General features: G+C 42.4%; 14 protein-coding genes. 6 read left to right on the top strand and 8 right to left on the bottom strand.

The genetic code is table 11. The annotated features are described in order from the left end of the window. Window positions 1-161 precede the first annotated feature (161 nt). Both CSV68_RS15040 and CSV68_RS15035 read right to left on the bottom strand, forming a co-directional pair. Window positions 162-1580, bottom strand: a complete 1419-nt coding sequence (locus tag CSV68_RS15040) for an amidase (protein ID WP_099662542.1) — start codon at window positions 1578-1580, stop codon at window positions 162-164. Then, window positions 1573-1764, bottom strand: coding sequence for a hypothetical protein (locus tag CSV68_RS15035; RefSeq protein ID WP_233190480.1), 192 nt, complete (start codon window positions 1762-1764; stop codon window positions 1573-1575). Before CSV68_RS15035 ends, CSV68_RS15040 begins: the two co-directional genes overlap by 8 nt. Before the next feature lie 371 nt (window positions 1765-2135). Here CSV68_RS15035 and CSV68_RS15030 point away from each other — a divergent pair, with 371 nt between their 5' ends. Then, a complete protein-coding gene (locus CSV68_RS15030; protein ID WP_099635030.1) occupies window positions 2136-2501 on the top strand; it encodes a DUF2188 domain-containing protein in 366 nt (121 codons plus the stop codon). Window positions 2502-2534: 33 nt separating this feature from the next. On the opposite strand, the gene CSV68_RS15025 is transcribed toward CSV68_RS15030, so the two are convergent. After that, a complete protein-coding gene (locus CSV68_RS15025) occupies window positions 2535-3092 on the bottom strand; it encodes a DUF488 domain-containing protein (RefSeq protein ID WP_099635029.1) in 558 nt (185 codons plus the stop codon). 131 nt (window positions 3093-3223) lie between these two features. Between CSV68_RS15025 and CSV68_RS15020 the strand changes: the two genes are divergently transcribed. From CSV68_RS15020 to CSV68_RS15005, 4 genes are all read left to right on the top strand, one after another. Continuing rightward, window positions 3224-4123, top strand: coding sequence for a diacylglycerol/lipid kinase family protein (locus CSV68_RS15020; RefSeq protein ID WP_099635028.1), 900 nt, complete (start codon window positions 3224-3226; stop codon window positions 4121-4123). A gap of 319 nt (window positions 4124-4442) precedes the next feature. Continuing rightward, complete coding sequence (locus CSV68_RS15015) at window positions 4443-6083, top strand: ATP-binding protein (RefSeq protein ID WP_099662541.1); 1641 nt, start codon at window positions 4443-4445, stop codon at window positions 6081-6083. A gap of 16 nt (window positions 6084-6099) precedes the next feature. After that, window positions 6100-6801 (top strand): response regulator, encoded by a 702-nt coding sequence (locus CSV68_RS15010; protein ID WP_099662540.1) that lies wholly within the window; start codon window positions 6100-6102, stop codon window positions 6799-6801. 187 nt (window positions 6802-6988) lie between these two features. Further along, the gene (locus CSV68_RS15005) at window positions 6989-8311 is read left to right on the top strand and encodes a CitMHS family transporter (protein ID WP_099662539.1); all 1323 of its coding nucleotides are present in this window, start codon (window positions 6989-6991) and stop codon (window positions 8309-8311) included. 80 nt (window positions 8312-8391) lie between these two features. Here the strand turns inward: CSV68_RS15005 and CSV68_RS15000 are convergent, their stop codons facing one another. The 4 genes from CSV68_RS15000 to CSV68_RS14985 all read right to left on the bottom strand — a co-directional run bounded on the left by CSV68_RS15000 (window position 8392) and on the right by CSV68_RS14985 (window position 13933). Further along, window positions 8392-9591, bottom strand: coding sequence for an NAD(P)/FAD-dependent oxidoreductase (locus CSV68_RS15000; RefSeq protein WP_233192941.1), 1200 nt, complete (start codon window positions 9589-9591; stop codon window positions 8392-8394). A gap of 103 nt (window positions 9592-9694) precedes the next feature. Further along, entirely contained in the window at window positions 9695-12343 is a 2649-nt protein-coding gene (locus CSV68_RS14995; protein ID WP_099635024.1) for an MMPL family transporter, read from the bottom strand. Between the two features lie 3 nt (window positions 12344-12346). After that, entirely contained in the window at window positions 12347-12793 is a 447-nt protein-coding gene (locus CSV68_RS14990; RefSeq protein ID WP_099635023.1) for a MarR family winged helix-turn-helix transcriptional regulator, read from the bottom strand. A gap of 117 nt (window positions 12794-12910) precedes the next feature. Beyond that, window positions 12911-13933, bottom strand: a complete 1023-nt coding sequence (locus tag CSV68_RS14985) for a YeiH family protein (protein WP_099662544.1) — start codon at window positions 13931-13933, stop codon at window positions 12911-12913. A 125-nt stretch (window positions 13934-14058) separates the two neighbouring features. Here CSV68_RS14985 and CSV68_RS14980 point away from each other — a divergent pair, with 125 nt between their 5' ends. Beyond that, entirely contained in the window at window positions 14059-14973 is a 915-nt protein-coding gene (locus CSV68_RS14980; RefSeq protein ID WP_099635022.1) for a LysR family transcriptional regulator, read from the top strand. A gap of 1426 nt (window positions 14974-16399) precedes the next feature. Here CSV68_RS14980 and CSV68_RS14975 read toward each other — a convergent pair. Next, on the bottom strand, window positions 16400-18217 hold the full coding sequence (locus tag CSV68_RS14975) for a cation:proton antiporter (protein ID WP_143561014.1): 1818 nt from the start codon (window positions 18215-18217) through the stop codon (window positions 16400-16402). Between the last annotated feature and the right edge of the window lie 66 nt (window positions 18218-18283).

Here is an 18283-nt window from a genome sequence, read left to right as displayed (position 1 = left end):
AAGTTACATGACGTACTACAATCATTATCGTGGGCAATGGAATTTAAAAAAGTTGCCGCCTGCAAAATACAGGCAGCAACTTCAACAAATAGCATAGGCTTTTTTTAATTGTCCTTTACAAGGGGTACAGTTTAGGGTTGACCGTGGGGCTTTTTGTTTTATTATGCCTTTAAGAGTAAAGGCGGTTTCCTATTCTTCATAGGATTTGTTTGCTCGATTGCATAACCAACATCAAGCAACAACGCTTCTGAGAAAGCTGGCCCAATAATTTGCACTCCGACTGGAAGGTCTCCTTTGAAACCACCTGGTACTGATAATGCAGGAAGACCTGTTAAATTACCTGGTCCAGTAAAGCGTATAATATTGTCAATTAGGTCCACTTGGTTGCCGTTAAGCTCTACAGTATCCTCGCCGATTTTACTAGCTACTACTGGCAATGTCGGCGCTATAAGCACGTCAACTTTTTGGAATACTTCCTCGAATTCCTGCTTAAGTTGACGACGTACTTGCTGTGCTTGAAGATAGTCAACAGCTGATGGTAGTTCACCAAGCTCAAACAACATTCGGATATCATCACCGAAATCCTGTGGCCGCTTCAACATGTCTTCGTGATGAATTGTAGACGCTTCTGAAAGTGACGTGACAAGCTCCGCCCACTCTGCATATTTTAGAGTTGGAATCTTCACTACTTCAACTCTCGCCCCCTGATCAGTTAGTGCTTTAATATTTCCACGCACTACTTGATCCACTTCGTTGTCTACTTCATTGAAGAAATACTCTTCATTTACACCAATGACCAGACCCTTTACGTCGCCCTTAACCTTCTCCAAGTATTGATCGACAGGTGTATTAATAGAGGTTGGATCTTTTTCGTCATACCCTGAAATGATATCCATCATTCCAGCTGCATCTTTGATTGTCTTTGTCATCGGCCCGATATGATCAAGCGACCACGCCAATGGATAACATCCATATTTACTGACACGGCCGTGTGTTGGCTTTAAACCGACAATACCACAGATGGATGATGGGATTCGGATAGATCCCGCTGTATCTGTTCCGAGAGAAGCGACGCTTGAACCAACCGAAACAGCTGCACCTGAGCCGCCACTGGAACCACCTGGAATCATATCTGTGTTCCAAGGATTTCTCACTGCTCCATAGTGAGGATTATTATTTGTAATTCCCCAAGCATATTCATGCATACTCAGTTTACCAGTGAAAATGACTCCTGCATCTCTTAACTTGCTTACTACAGTCGCATCGTCTTCTGGAATGAAATCCTTATGAATTTTAGAAGACATGGTGGTGACTTTACCTTTAAAATATAAATTATCTTTCAAAGCCATCGGAATTCCGTGATACATACCTCGATAATTTCCATTTTTAATTTCTTTCTCTGCTTCACGTGCCGACTGTTCCGCTTCCTCGCGGTAAATTGTCATATAAGCGTTTATTGTATGTTGCGTTTCTTCAGCATGATCTAGCACAGCATTGGTTAACTCAACTGGCGACAATGATCCATCTTTTAAGAGCGGCGCCAATTCTTCCACCGATTTCTGAATCAATTCTTTAGCCAATATGGTCACCTCCGGGGATATTTCGAAGTCCGATATCGGCGTCTTCGATTTTCACACCTTCTAATGTTCCTCTTAACTTTTGCATCCCCTTCCAGCGACTTTCCAAGGTTTCTAGATGCTCGGGCTTGGCCTGAATCCCTTTGTTATCCAATAATTGCTTAACGGACAGAGACAATACCTTCACTCCTCAAGTTAATATTTATCTTTATAGGGTTATCCTATTGAGATCACAAGAAATGGTCGACTATCAAAACAAAGCTAAGTTGCTAAGTACTTAAGAATATATATACTCTACCATTCAATAAACGAATAATCAAACTATTGTAAATTGAGTAATAGTTAATCCTTCTTTAGTATGAATGAGTAAAACAAATCTCTGCCGATAGACACAGGAACAGAAACAGTTAGTAACATTTTGGTCAGCTGTATAAAAGTTTAATTTAGTACTCTCTATTACTTTAGCCAATTATCACATTTCAGACCGTTTGCATTTCTTCTATTTAGTTGTTTATGTTGGATGAAAAGGGGGATTATTGAAACAGGAGGTGATGTCTGATGCCATGGAGCAAACAGGATTACCCTGCTTCATTAAAAAATCTAAATCCCAAAGTACGTAATAAAGCGATTGAAATTGCCAACGCTTTGCTGCGTGAGAATTATGAAGAAGATCGCGCTATATCTATAGCTACTACGAAAGCCCATGAATATGTAGAAGGTAGTAGTGATGGTCGCCTGCATTATGAAGTAAAGCCTCGGGAAGATGAGTGGATTTTCAAAAAGTCCGGTAGCGATCATGTCCTATTTAAAGAAGATACTAAATCAGCTTTACTTGAAAAGGCAAAAAAGTACGTTACAGAACACGAAGGTATATTATCTGTTTATCATGCAGATGGATCGCACGATAAAACATTGTACGAATAACAGGAAAGCCCTTTGTTTCATAGGGCTCTCCTGTTATTTTTCCTTTTCAGGGGGATATGTCACTTCATCATCTTTTGTCACTACAGGTTCCGCACCCCACTTTCCTACAACATGGTTTTCTATCAACGTCTTTTCTTTCGGGCCATCTATAATGTGTTTCACATTCCAACCATGTGTAGCTAGCCAATTACTAATTAACAAGCGATGGCATCTTGCCGGATGTCGTTCGGAACAGCATATGGCAATTCGCTGTTCTTTAGCTTCCTTCATCAAGTTGTCAATTCCTTCTCGAAATTCCTCTGTCAACGTATAATCCGCGTAGTTATGAAACGATTGATTGTTCCAACCATCATTTATTTCATCATCAATTGTTTTGGATTTCCTTCTACGACCACCTAACTTACCACAATGTTCATAGGCGATATGATGTGCAGGTAACCATACTTTCATCCGATCCTCATGGAAATGTGGAAATTTGCGACTACCAGGAAACGCACGGATATCGACTAATTTCTCAATACGTGCATCTTCCAATAACTTCAAAAATTCTTCTTTTGTATGCGTGGAATGACCAACTGTATAGATATCCATATATTCTCACTCCTTTTATAGTTACCATTCCCCGAGATTTTTATAAATAACCATTTGCTTTACTTCATTTCAACGCATGGTTTCTACATCTTGAATTAGGGAATAATAAAGAAAAAAAGGAAGTGACTCTTATGCTTCATTTCAACCGCGCACTCTTTGTTTATAATCAGACAGCTGGAGAAGATGATACACATCTAAAGCTTGAGAAGACACTCCATATTGTTGCACAAGCAGTAGATGAACTCATCGTGTTGAACACTACTTCCGAAGAACAACTCCAACAAGCTTGCGTAAAATATAGCGACCAAGTCGATTTGCTCATCATACTTGGCGGTGACGGCACTGTACACACTTGCTTAAATAGTATCGCACCTCTTGCTACACGTCCTATCATCGCAATATTACCTGGTGGTACATCAAATGATTTCAGCCGTACTTTAGGTATTCCGCAATCTCTTAACGAAGCAGCTACTTCTATACTTAATGGCTCCATTATCGATACCGATATTGGGAAAGTTGGCGAGCACTACTTTATGAATTTTTGGGGCATCGGACTCGTCACCGAAACATCAGAAAACATCAATTCAGATGAAAAAAAACGTCTTGGTTCTATCAGTTATGTGCTCAGTACATTACGTACGTTGAATCGGACAGAACCATTTCATTATAAAATCCAAACTACGGACACAGAGTTAGAAGGTGACGCTATTTTACTATTCGTCCTTAACGGTCGCTATATCGGTACAACTCAACTCCCCATCGCTTCCCTATCTCCTTTTGATGGTAAATTAGACGTTTTAATTGTGCGTGATTCCAACTTAGCTGCTTTCCGCGAATTATTTGCGTTACAAAATCCGACTGTGGAAAATGAGCAATTAAACGAACTCGAATATATTCAAGTCACAGCTCTCGAAATCATGCAACCTATTGGCAATAAGGTCGATATGGACGGAGAAATTTATGAAGAAACTGCACAGCAAATCACCGTGTTACCTGGTCATTTACGAATGATTCATGTAAACGCGCTCTAAGATAATAACTCTTCAATTGACTATATCGCACTCCCATATGTAAATTCCAAATCCTACTGCAAAATCGTACTATCCCACCTGGTAAGTTAGTTATTTCCACGCTGAGTTTCCTTCCATACTACTAATCGACGCTACATCCAAGACATTATTTCTGCATCGCTAGTCAGTAAGGAAACTCTTCTTTTCTATGTATAGAACAGTTAACTGTGTATACCTCCAACCTTTATCCCTCCCCTACACTTTTAAATGAACAATACCATTTAATATTTCACATAGCATGGTATTCTATATCTACTAACATGTTTACCGGGGGTTCGACATGATCCGTATCCGTAAAAAAGATTTATCCATTCATCGAACAAAAGACAGACCGTTTGTCAATCTTCATCTAAAAATGATCAGTTTAATAGGTGCGCTCTCTATTACAATCATTCTGCTGATAGGCGGATTCATGAGTTTCTTCGTTACTGATACATTAGAAACTCAAATTGGTGAAAGGGCGCTCAGTGTTGCAAAGAGTGTGGCGGTGATACCCGAGATTTCTCAAGCCTTTGAATCGAATAATCCTTCCGCTATCATCCAGCCGATCGTGCAGAAAATTCAAGCCCAAACAGACGCAGAGTTTATCGTTGTTGGTAACCAACAGGAAATCCGTTATGCCCACCCGACTCCCGATCGAATTGGTAAAAAAATGATCGGTGAAGATAACGAACGTGCTTTACGATACGGGGAATCCTATACTTCCAAATCAACCGGATCTTTAGGTAACTCACTCCGTGCAAAAGCTCCGGTCTATTTAAACGATGAAATTGTAGGTGTTGTCTCGGTAGGGTTCCTAGTAGATTCCATTGATACAATCATTTGGGGGTATAGCAAGGAAATCTGGCTTGTTCTTCTAGGAGTTTGCACGGCCGCGATCATTGGAGCTGTACTGATTGCGAACTATATAAAGAACTTGTTATTCGGATTGGAGCCTGAAGAGATTTCGCATTTACTCTTTCAAAAAGAAACGATTTTGCATTCCATACATGAAGGCATTATTGCTATTAATAAGGATAGCCGAATTACGATGGTCAACTCCGCTGCGTTGAAGCTTTTGACAGGCGATGAACAGCAAACCGATGACTGGATCGGTAAACCAATACAAGAGAGCTTTCCGAATTCAGATCTGCCCTATGTGCTGGAGCATGGTGAATCCGTCTTTGCCCAGGAAAAAGTTTTTAGCAACCACATCGTGTATGTAAACAGTGTGCCAATCTTCTACGAACATGAATTGCTCGGTGCAGTCGCCACTTTTAGGAATAAAACCGAGATCGAGAACTTAACGAAAAAACTAACACATATCCAACAATATGCTAATGCCCTGCGTTCACAGACACATGAATTTGCTAATAAATTGTATACGATCATGGGACTGACGCAGCTAAACAAAAAGGAGGAAGTACTCGATTTTATCCGACAAGAAACTAGCATTCAACAACACTGGACAAACACACTGCTTGATAATATAAATGATCCATATATTAGCGGACTGCTTGTCGGAAAGCTTAGTCAAGCGAGGGAATTACAAATCAATGTGTCCATCCAACCCGACAGCCAATTACATTCCCAAGTATCCGACGTGAACCGCCAAGCATTGCTAACGGCTATCGGAAATCTACTTGATAACGCATTTGATGCGGTATATGACGAACACGCCATTTCCCGAGAAATATCGATTTCATTTACTGATATCGGACAAGATCTGCTGTTTGAAATTGATGACGCTGGCCCGGGTATGGATGATGCATCTCTTGATAAAGTGGTCACCCGTGGTTTCTCGACAAAAGTTGGTAGCGAAAGAGGTTTCGGTCTAGCTCTTACAAAGAATGCAATTGAAGCAGCGAATGGTCAGCTCTCCATTGAACCGAGTGAACTGGGCGGTACATACTTTGTAATTTCGTTGCCAAAAGATAATTGAAGGAGGGATTCTCCCGGTGATCAGTACTATACGAGTTGTAATTGTTGAAGATGATTTTCGAGTGGCGAAGATTAACCGCCAACTAATTGAACAGATTACTGGCTATGAAGTCGTATCCGAACAAAGATCCGCTTCAGAAACTATTGCCTTTTTGCGGCAGTCAGAAGTACTACCTGACCTAATTTTATTGGATGTCTACATACCCGACAGCCCGGGACTCGATTTATTTTGGTGTTTGCGGAGGGAATTCCCCACCATTGATATTATGCTGCTAACAGCTGCGAAAGAGACAAATACAGTACAAGAAGCACTCCACGGAGGTGTGTTGGATTATTTAATCAAACCCGTTGAACCTGAGAGGTTTGCAGAATCATTTAGACGGTACCGTTCTAGTAAAGTATTGCTATCATCAAAAAGCGAACTATCGCAAGAAGATCTTGACCGCATATTATTTGGTATCGAGATGCAACAAGCCCCATCCCTTTCAACTGACGGATTGCCAAAAGGTATAGACCGCCTTACACTTGAACGCATTGAAAATGTATTACTACAATGTTCGACTGCAGGAATAACTGCTGCTCATGCTGGCGAAGTAGCTGGCGTCAGTCGGTCTACCGCACGACGATATTTGGAATACCTTGCATTCGTCGAAAAAGCAAAAGCCCAATTGCATTATGGAGATGTCGGTAGACCGGAACGTACGTATATCAAGCTCTAAATGCTTGCTCGTGAACAAAATGAACAAAATGCATAATAAAAACTATATCCGCCTTATGATCACAAGCTTTTTAGCGACTTTTCGACATGGTACATTATGGACAGCTTAAGAGAGTATATTCAGATACTTCTATTTGTATCCGCTTACATCTTTCTTTCATCATTTTATCCATTGGAGGGAAATCGCTATGTTAAGTATTATTGGATTACTGACTATTTTTATTATCGTGGCATTACTGATCAGTGGCCGGATTACCCCTATTGTTGGTCTGGTCATTGTTCCCATCTTCGGCGCATTCTTTGCCGGCTTCAACTTCAAGGAAATTGGGGATTTCTTCAACAGTGGAATTGAATCTGTGATCAGCGTTGTCATTATGTTCATCTTTGCTATTCTGTTCTTCGGTGTTATGCAGGATGCAGGGGTATTCAACCCGCTAATTAATACGATGATTAAAATCTCACGTGGAAATGTAGTGGCAGTTGCCATGGCGACTGTAGTAATCGCGGCTATTGCACAGTTGGATGGCTCAGGTGCTTCCACATTCTTAATTACAATCCCAGCGCTTTTACCACTCTATAAAAGATTGAAAATGAATCCTTATTTACTACTACTTCTTGTCGGTATCTCAGCAAGTATTGTCAATATGGTTCCGTGGGGGGGCCCCCTTGGACGGGCAGCAGCTGTGCTTGGTGTAGACGTTACAGAATTGTGGCGTCCACTAATCAAAATCCAAATCGTCGGTCTTCTATTATTAATCGCATTTGCTTTCATACTCGGTTTACGCGAAAAGCGAATCATCGCTAAGAAGGCGGCAAGTGGATTTTTTGATGACGACCTGGATGAGATAGAAGAAGATGAGCAAAATGTAGACTCTGAAGGCACTCTTCTTCTTCGTCCAAAAATGCTTTGGATCAACGTGATTATTGCCGTAAGCGTTATCGGATTACTCGTTTGGGGAAAAGTGCCAGCAGGCTTTATCTTCATGATTGGATTCAGTATCGCGCTTCCATTAAACTATCGCTCTGTGAATGAACAAATGGATCGTATTAAGGCGCACGCACCAAATGCTTTACTTATGGCGGCGATCATTCTAGCGGCCGGTTCATTCCTAGGTATTCTTAACGGTGCTAATATGCTAGACTCCATCGCCACAGATTTAGTAAAAGTGCTGCCGGCAATCATTGTGCCATATTTGCATATCATGATCGGGCTCTTCGGCGTTCCGTTTGACCTATTGCTCAGTACGGATGCGTATTACTTCGCATTACTGCCGATTGTAGAACAAGTTGTCACTAGTTTCGGTGTTCCATCGATTTCCATCGCGTATGCACTAATTGTTGGAAATATAATCGGTACATTTGTTAGCCCCTTCTCTCCTGCATTATGGCTTGCATTAGGGCTTGCAGGTTTGGAAATGGGTAAACATATCCGCTACTCATTCCTCATCATGTGGGGCTTCAGTATCGTGTTATTCCTAATTACAATGGCTATGGGTGTTATCACATTCTAAGTTAACTAGTCTGTAAAGATACTATTTCTCATGTAAATACACGTAAAAAGCAACTGGAGAAATTTTCTCCAATTGCTTTTTTAACGTTCAATCTCCAATATAGGTTCATTAGGATTCGACTTCCCTGCCAATTCATCACGCAATAAATACGCACCTAACATACTGTAGACCGTTCCGTTACCACCTAATCCAATCAGGTAGTATATATTCGGCTCGAATGGATGACGTCCGATGACTGGTAATTCATCTGTTGACTCACCGAATAATGCCGTCCACTCATATTCAAAATCGAGCTTCTGATTAGGAAATAGCTCTTGTAACTCTTGCTTTAATTGAGCGAACTTCTTATCGATTTCTTCTTGTGAACTCGGTAATGTATCCATATTTTGATCCAAACCACCCGCCACGATACGATTTTCATCCGTTAATCGCATATATAAATAAGGTCGTTTCGTCTCCCAAATCATCATGCGATCATGCCAGAATGACAAATCGTCTATTGGCTGTGTAGCGATTGCATAGGTAACTTTTAAGTCTTTTTGAGGAATCTTCATGTCAGGAGTCGGCGCATAACCAGTAGTGACAACGACCGACTTCGCTTGAAATTCGCCATTCGTCGTTTTTATGAGCACACGTTCTTCTATGTCTTGAATCCCGAGCACTTCCGTATGCTCAAATATATCCATACCCTTTTCATATGCGTAATGAATCGCACCCATACACAAACGCAGTGGATTCACTTCTGCATCCCCTGCTGTTACGATAGCTGCGGGTTGCGAAAACGGGAAGTGCGCTACAATGTCTTCAGGTTCCCAAAACTCTACTGGAAAACCATACTTTTTTAACGCCACAAATTCTTTACGTAGTCTAGCTACATCTCCCTCTGTGCTAGCATAGTATAAACTTTCGCGTGTATGAAATTGAACATCAAACGGCGCATGTTCCGCGACGTCTTGCAAATTTTCCATTGCTTTTTTACATGCCTGATAAAATTCCACGGCTTTCTCTTCGCCAATTTGCTCCATCAATTCATGCAGCATAATATCGTTGGAGAACTGTAATAAACCAGTATTGGCAGAAGTACTCCCCCCACCAACTTCCTCTTGTTCAATCAACGCGATCGAATAGCCTTCATTCGCTAGCACGTATGCAGTTAATGCACCCGACATTCCGCCACCTATTATTGCGACATCATACATATCTTGACGATTCACTTTCACAAAATCTTCTTTAGTAAAAGTCGACTCCCAATATAATGATCCTGTATGTAGCTTCATCATGAGCAATCTCCAATCTATTCGTTTTACTTTCTTTACCCTGTAAGACTGGTCCTATAAACATAGACAAAAAAGATGCTCAGTCAGTAGCTGAGCACCTCTTCCTTTATCCTCTAAACGGCCACCAAACACCGCGGCCGAACGAAACCGTAATAGCCGGAATTAACAGTGGTAGAATAATTAAACCATAAAGCAGTAATCCTGAAATAACAATCGTTGCGATTTGCATGAGACTCAAGACACCTGAAGGCATCATTGCACCGAATGTCCCTGCTAAAATCACAGCTGCTGTAATAATTACCGTACCCATCTTCGCCATAGAATACATCAAAGCTTCCCTGACCTTCATACCCCCGATACTTTCTTCGCGGAAACGATCGAGTAAGAAGATCGAGTAATCTACGCCAAGCGCAATCAGCATAATAAATCCGAAGAATGGAACCGCCCAACTGATTCCGTCATAGCCAAGACCATTGACGAAGATCAATTCCGTAATAGATATTGCCGTGTAATATGTTAGCAATAATGAACCAATCATATACAATGGCATGATCGCCGAACGGAATAAGACAAACAGAACGATGAATAACCCTACTAACATAATGGTGACAGTACGCGTAAAGTCAGCGGATGAAATATCACTCAAGTCCGAGTTCATGCTTGAAATACCACTAAAAGCTAGATCTGCATCTTCAAATGGCGTACCGATAACCGAGCGCTTCACCGAATCTTTAATATCATGTACCGTCGAAATCGCTTCACGAGAATACGGGTTTTCCTTCAAGATGACTTCCATCAGGATGCCTTTTTCGTCATCGAATGTATAGCGGTCAATGACGGGTGTAAACTCTTCATTATCGAGCGTCCCTTTTGGAATGAATAAACCCGTGTCGCGCACACTTTTCGTATCCGCCATATCATCGAGCATAACCGCAATTTCTTGAAGACCTGTCGTCACTTCAGCTAAACCATCCTTGGAAGCTTTGACACCACTACCTAGTTGCTTCAAACCACCTTTTAATTGGCCAATTTGCGAACCACTTTGGTTGATTTGTGATCCAGCTCCAGCAATGCCTTTACTGATCTTATCCAATTCATTACCTAAAGCATCCAACCCTCCAGCTGCTTGTGCCGCAGGAAGTCCTTGTTGCAGTCCACCAGAAATCTGCGCTAGCTGACCGTTGATTTGTTCAATACCGTTTGCGGCTTGGATTAGTCCGCCACCGCCACCCGTTCCGCCTGAAGGCAATTGATTAGCTGCGTCGCGTAAATTATACTGCACCGTTGCCAATCCTAAACGAATTTCTTGTATCCCATCATTCGCTTGTTTCAAACCGTCTGCCATCAAACCGATTTGATGATCTACATATAAGTCTTCCAACAATTCACCAGTTGGTCGTGTAACCGTACGAACACTTTTGACTCCTTCTACTTTCTCCAAGTCTCGAGAAATCGCTTCTAAATAGGTAATATCCCCTTCTTTAACAATTGGGGAATCTTTCTTTAACAATACTTGTACGGGTAGTGAATCTCCTTCACCAAAAGCATCTGAAATAAGATTTAATCCCATTACAGACTCTTTACTTCCATCAATTTCATCTACCGTATTGAATGATAAATCATTGTCGTACGTCAATAATAGTGGGATTGTGATGATCGCTACGATTAACATGGAAAGTAGTGGACGCATAACGGATAATTTACTGAATGCAATCCACAATTTACTATCTTTATGTGTAGCTGCACCTTTTGCAGGCCAGAATAATTTGTCTTTTAAAATAGACATTAACAGTGGTACGACAGTAAATAGAACGAGCATCAACACCGCGATCCCAACTGCTACTGCGACTGCCGATTTAAATATCGGGAAGTCCGCAAATCCGATTGCCGCGAAACCGATAAATACCGCCAGTGCACTGATGAACAGTGTGCGTCCTGCCGTTTTATACGTATTGATAATGGCTTCTTCCACTTCATGACCAGCTAATAACTCTTCTTTATAACGACTTAATAACAGAATACAATAATCCGTTCCAAGTCCGAATAAAATCGCCACTAAGAATATCTGGGTATAGTTCGAAACCGGAAACCCAAACCAGTCAATGAAGAACGCCACGAATGACTGACTTAACAAATAGGTGATCCCTACCGCCACTAATGGAACAAATGGTGTCACAATCGAACGGAAAACTATGAGCAATAAAGCAAAAATCAATACAACCGTAATAATTTCAGTCTTTTTCAGCCCTTCTTGCGCACTTTCATTGACGTCATTATTAATGATTGCTTCGCCCGTCATATACACTTTATCTTCTGTAGAGACGATATCTTTTTTTATTTTTTCAGCCAACTGAATGATTTCATCATCTGTTCCGTCTACCGTGATCGGAAGCAATACAATTTTCCGATCTTCGGAAACGAGCTGAGCTTCCATTTCTTCACTTTCAAACGGATCTAGAACATCCGTCACAATCTTGCTAGCACCCGTAATCTCTTTGGCAGTCGCAGAGATTTCTTGTTTCTTTACTTTATCTGCCGGTTGATTGAGATCATAAACTAGCGAGATGGTTTCATCTGCTTCACCCGCATCTTCTAGCATTTGTGCAGCCTTTTGGGAATCTGCTGAGTCGAGCAACTGGAAGGATCCTGCTTTTTCCGCCTGCTTTGCCAAGTCAGGTGCTAGTATAAATAAAACTGCAGTCAGTATTACGATACCGACCGCAATAGGCCATTTGAATTTTAATATCGTTTTCACGCGTTATCTCTCCTTCGTCACTAAAATTGATTTAAGTTTACGAAATGTCTTGATGAATTGTTCCAACTCCTGCTCATCAATTTGATCTGTAAACAGGTTTTCAATGCTTTCATTTATTGCCGCATTGGAAACAGATAGTACTTCGTGGCCTTTTGCGGTCAATGAAATTCGATTGATCCGCTGATCGTTCAAGTCTTTTTCAGACTGTACTAGATCTTTTTCGACTAGTTTCTTGAGACGTGTGGAAATGGCACTTTTATGTACGCCTTGAATCTCTGCTAGTTGCCCGCTTGAAAGGTGGCCATAGGCAGAAAGTATTTTCAGAACTTGGATTTGTTCTGGTGAGTAGTCTTTCCAGATTGGAACATCCAAGTTTTTCACGACGTGTTCCGTGCCGTAGATCATGACTTCTTCAAATAGTTCTACCGCTTCTTGAAGTTGATCTTTCAAAGTAGTCCACCCCCTAAACCAATAATTAATAGTTTAGGGGGTGGACTAAATAAAGTCAAACAAAAAAGCTAGCTTTGGAGAATTTCTCTGAAGCTAGCTTTTTATAGCTACACCGAATCAAATAATAAAGTACGCGATGACCGATAGTAGTATGGATGTTACTGTCATCGCAGCCAGTGGTCGCATAGCGCGATCTTTTAAATCTCGCAGACTAACATTGAGACCAAGTCCTACCATAGCCGCTGTTAGTAACCATGTGGTCAATGTGAAGACGCCTTCCATTACGTTGTCTGAGACAGGAATGGAGTGACCGAACACATAGCTTCCTAGAATACTTAGAATGATAAAGCCTACAAGGAACCATGGAAATTCAATTTTATTGCCCGTTTCGTCAGTGTCTTTATGTTTACGTTTCATGATAAATATTAAAATGAAGCAGAGCGGTACTAATAGAAATACACGACCAAGTTTGGCCAGTAAAGCAATGGCTAAGCCGTCTTCTCCTGCCGGTGCTCCAGCCAAAGCTACATGCGCAACTTCATGTAGACTGATTCCAGCCCACATTCCGTACTCGATTGAATCAAGCGGAAGAATGGGACGCAGAATCGTGTAGCCAATCGCAAACACCGTACCCATCAATGCGATGATCCCTACGCCTATTGCTGTGTCTTCATCTTTTGCCTTAATAATCGGCGCCACTGCTGCAATGGCAGCTGCACCGCAAACTCCTGTCCCGACACCTAAAAGCAAGGAGATGTTTTTATCTGCTTTGAATACTTTAGCGAGCCAAATTGTCATGAAAATGGCGAAAATGATGACACCTACATCTCGAGCAAGTAAGCCGAGCCCGTCGCTTAAAACCGTATCTATATTTAATTTCAAACCGTATAAAATGATAGCTGCGCGAAGCAAGCGTTTCGATGAGAAAGCAATCCCGCTTCGGATTATTTCAGGATAGCCGAAAAACTGTCGGTATGCCACCGCGATAATAATGGCGCATGCCAATTGTCCGATATGATCGAAACCTGGTACTTTTGCTAATAAATAACCTAAAAATGCAATAAAGAATGTAAATGCTACTCCACCTATCCACGCTCTCCATTTGGATGGACGTTGTGGTGTATGCTGTTCTGAAGTCATATCTGAAGAAACCACGATGACAACACCTCCTACTAGTAGTATATAAAATGGCTAGCTATAAGAGAAATAACTATTTATAATAGGTATGATAAGTAATTCTATATACATGAAAGGAGTCGTTCCCTATCGATCAGCAACTGCAAGTATTCATCGAGGTAGCCGAGCAAAAGAACTTCTCTAGAGCAGCGGAAGAACTACATATGACTCAACCCGCTGTCAGTCAATACATTCGTTCATTCGAAGAAACCATTGGGGTGCGATTGCTTGAACGGACTAATAAATACGTACGTCTGAACCAAGCGGGAGAAATTGTCTATCATCACGCAAAAGAAATTGCGGGACTGTATACCAAAATGCAAAACTTAGTCGATGACTTGGCCAATAAAGCTAGCGGCCCTCTTACGATTGGGGCAAGCTACACATTCGGTGAGTATGTCCTCCCCCATATTCTGTCTAAACTAGTCGCAGACTATCCATCGATTGAACCACAAGTCACCATTGGCAATACAGCAGACATCGCGGAGTTAGTCATCACGCACCAGCTCGACGTCGGATTAATCGAAGGACATTTCAAAGAAGCTGCACCACTTCAAAATGAAGACTTTGCAGAAGACGAAATGTACATCGTGACTTCTATCGATCATCCGCTTTCACAGAAAACAGGGCGTCAATCCATTACTGAATTAGAAGATGATATTTGGCTTTTACGCGAAGAAGGCTCAGGTACACGCGAAGCGGCAGAGTTATTCTTCTCCCAGTCTGGATTCTATCCAAAGCGTATTATGCAGTTCAGCAGCACACAGCCGATTAAAGAATCTGTCGAAGCAGGACTCGGCGTTAGTTTATTGTCACAGTGGGCGATTCAAAAGGAATTGCGCTATGGTGATTTGACGACGCTATCGGTGAAAGGAACCCCATTCAAGCGTCATTTCTCTATTGTGACGAATTCGCCGTTTCAAACGAAGGCGTTGCAGGTGTTTATTGAGTTGTTGAAGAATAGCGAGGATTTGACGGTTTTGAATGTTGAACCGACATCGTGATGTTCTTTTCTGGCTGCTTGGCTGGCGAAGTGCTGTCGGATTATGTTTCTGTTAATTGTGCGTAATAAGCGGCGTTGGGCTGTGGTTCTTGCACGTGCGTTTTCTTTTCCTGGTTAATCAGGAGGTTGTGGTTTAGCTGTCTATGTAAGTGGCAAGTCCATTGTCCGCACTTCGGCGCTGGTGGATGGCTTTCGCGATGAGCCAGAGACAGGAAAGTGCGCCTGTCTTTGTCTCCTCGCTACGCCTACCACAGCAGGCGCCTTCGTTGGAGTGGGTGTAGGGCAGTTCGGGTTGTTGTTTTTACCCGTTGAAGTGCTGTCGGATTACGTTTCTGTTTAAAGTACGTAATAAGCGGCAATGGGTTGTAGTTCTTGCACGTGCTTATTCTTTTCCTGTTTGATCAGTAGTTTGTGGTTTAGCTGTCTATGTAAGTGGTGAGTCCATTATCCCCACTACGGCGCTGGTGGATGGCTTTCGCGAGGAGCCATAGACAAGGCCTGTCTTTGTCTCCTCGCTACGCCTACCACAGCAGGCGCCTTCGTTGGATTGGGTGTAGGGCAGTTCGGGTTGTTGTTTTTACTCGTTGAAGTGCTGTCGGATTACGTTTCTGTTTAAAGTACGTAATAAGCGGCAATGGGTTGTGGTTCTTGCACGTGCTTATTCTTTTCCTGTTTGATCAGTAGTTTGTGGTTTAGCTGTCTATGTAAGTGGTGAGTCCATTGTCCCCACTACGGCGCTGGTGGATGGCTTTCGCGTGGAGCCATAGACAGGAAAGTTCGCCTGTCTTTGTCTCCTCGCTACGCCTACCACAGCAGGCGCCTTCGTTGGATTGGCTGTACGGCAGTTCGTATAGTTGTTTTAATGGCATTAGTGCGTAAGTGCTGTCGGATTATGTTTCTGTTTAAAGTACGTAATAGTCGGCAATGGGTTGTGGTTCTTGCACGTGCTTATTCTTTTCCTGTTTGATCAGTAGTTTGTGGTTTAGCTGTCTATGTAAGTGGCGAGTCCATTGTCGCCACTACGGCGCTGGTGGATGGCTGTACGGCAGTTCTTACACTTCTTTTGCTAGAAATACATACTAGATATCACGATGTCACTGATCTTCATCCTATAAGAACCACAACCAGAATAACTACCACTTAGTAGCGCAGGCACAACGGCGGGGTAGGCCGTGGCCAGGAGACAACTGGCAGCACCACCGCCAGCTGGCTCCTGGCTGGAGGCAATCCCCCACGTGCCTGCGCGGGTCCAGAAAGCAGACACTCACTAACTTCAGTACCCAACCACCAGTCGAGCAACGACCCAACAAAAAGTCACAAAGACCCACAGCCCCCTAGTCTTTCCTGCCAAACGCGTTTTCTAGTAGGATAATACACGCAAAAAAAGACTGTCAAAGTCAGAAACACACTTTGACAGCCTAATCCACTTATACATTAGCAGGAACACCAGACTTCAGCTTCAACACCACCAACTGATCGCCAGCATCCAACGAAATCTTCTTCTGAAGCGTAGCAAATGCCAACGTATCATTTTTCTTCTTCACAAACAACGCAGTCGCCGAATCAGGAATAATCTCCTTGAACGCCAAGTCCGTCTCCGTGCTTTCCCACTCATACAAACCAATTTCATAATCCGTATTGATCTTGCGGTTTAACTCTGGGAAAGTAGCTCCCTCTTCGAACAATAAATGCGCTTTTAATGAAATCGGCAACGCGGATTTACTCATCGTATGGTTGGATACAGCCGTCAACGAGAACGTGTTGTTAAAACCGAATTCAGGCGCAAATGACTGCGTGATCAATGCGTTATAAGACGCATCTCCTGTCATCGACAAAATCGTATCATACGGTGCCAAGTCAATGGAGAAGCGTGACCGTTCCGATAACATTTGCCCGGTAAATGTATCTATACCCGCTTCGTTCGCTGGGCGCAATCGTCCTTGTGAAGGATCGACAATCAGTACCGGTATTTTCATCTCTTTTAATTGCGCAGCTAATGCAATCGAAAAACTGCTTGCTCCAACAATTAACACACCCGGTGGCTCATTACTCGCTAAGTTTAGCTTTTTCGCTAGTGGTCCGAGTGTAAATCCATGAGCGGTTACCGTAATAAAGACGAGAGCAAAGGTCAGTGCGGTTAGCAAAGTAGCTTCTTCATACCCGTCTTCTGCAAGTGTCGCAGCAAAATACCCCGCAACAGTCAATGCGACAATTCCTCTAGGTGCTATCCAGCCGATCAGCAACTTCTCTCTCCAGACCAATTCGGTGCCTATCGTAGAAATCCATATGGATAGTGGACGCACAACGAATAACATAACCAATACAAATCCAATGATCGGTAACGTGAAAATTTGTGAGAGCGTTTCTCTTCCGAGTGATGCTGTTAGTAAAATAAAGACCGTCGACGTTAACATGACGGAAACATTCTCAACAAAATGGCCAACGTTACCGATTGACGAAACATAGCGTTTCGTGCGACCAAGAACTAGACCCATAACCGTCACTGCAAGCATTCCCGTTTCGTGCATGATGACTTCTGCCATCGTAAAGCACAACAGTACAAATGCCAATATGACAGGTGATTTCAAGTACTCGGGAAACTGTCCTCTATGTGCCATCACACTAATCAACAAGCCCATTGCTAATCCGAGAAGCGCGGCAAGTGCAGCGCCCCCAAAGAAGTTCAATAAGTAATTCATCGATAAGTGTTCATTTGTTAATACTTTAATTACTTCATACGCAAATAATGCAAGTAACGGACCAGCGGGATCAACGATAATCCCTTCCCATTTCAAAACGGCCGCGGTTCGGGCCTTTAGTTTTGCATTACGTAGCAATGGAATAATTACTGTCGGCCCCGTCACAACAAAGAGACCTCCAATGATGAACGACACTTCCCATGTTAACCCGGCAATGAAATGCGCCGTAAAGGATCCTAGAATCCAGGCTAAAAATGCGCCCAATGTAACGACTCGGAAAACGGACTTCGAAATGTCCTTAATTTCCCGAAAGTCTAGATTAGAACTTCCTTCAAATAAAATAATAGCAACTGCTAGTGAAATGAGCGGACTATACAGCTCGTCCAATGCCACTTCTGGATTCACCCAGCCAAATATGGGACCGATCAATAAGCCCGCGATCGACATGATGAAAATGGAAGGCCATTGTATTTTCCAGGCTAGCCATTGCGAGAAAATACCGAGCGCCAATATGGCTACGATGCTAATCAGTGCTGCTTCTTCCATACACACACCTACCTTCATAATGAACGTATTTATTTGCTCAGTGTACCAAAAGTGATGCCTTATGCA

Origin of the sequence: Sporosarcina sp. P29, assembly GCF_002743265.1 — a bacterium.
Taxonomy (GTDB): domain Bacteria; phylum Bacillota; class Bacilli; order Bacillales_A; family Planococcaceae; genus Sporosarcina.
The sequence above is the reverse complement of the archived record's forward strand: the minus strand, read 5'-3'. Positions and strand labels throughout refer to the sequence as shown.

Bases quoted from the DNA above. Each gene is read 5' to 3' on its own strand.
- CSV68_RS15030 (WP_099635030.1), top strand. From the start codon at position 2,136: ATGCCATGGAGCAAACAGGATTACCCTGCTTCATTAAAAAATCTAAAT.
- CSV68_RS15025 (WP_099635029.1), bottom strand. From the start codon at position 3,092: ATGGATATCTATACAGTTGGTCATTCCACGCATACAAAAGAAGAATTT.
- CSV68_RS15020 (WP_099635028.1), top strand. From the start codon at position 3,224: ATGCTTCATTTCAACCGCGCACTCTTTGTTTATAATCAGACAGCTGGA.
- CSV68_RS15015 (WP_099662541.1), top strand. From the start codon at position 4,443: ATGATCCGTATCCGTAAAAAAGATTTATCCATTCATCGAACAAAAGAC.
- CSV68_RS15005 (WP_099662539.1), top strand. From the start codon at position 6,989: ATGTTAAGTATTATTGGATTACTGACTATTTTTATTATCGTGGCATTA.
- CSV68_RS15000 (WP_233192941.1), bottom strand. From the start codon at position 9,591: ATGATGAAGCTACATACAGGATCATTATATTGGGAGTCGACTTTTACT.
- CSV68_RS14985 (WP_099662544.1), bottom strand. From the start codon at position 13,933: ATGACTTCAGAACAGCATACACCACAACGTCCATCCAAATGGAGAGCG.
- CSV68_RS14975 (WP_143561014.1), bottom strand. From the start codon at position 18,217: ATGGAAGAAGCAGCACTGATTAGCATCGTAGCCATATTGGCGCTCGGT.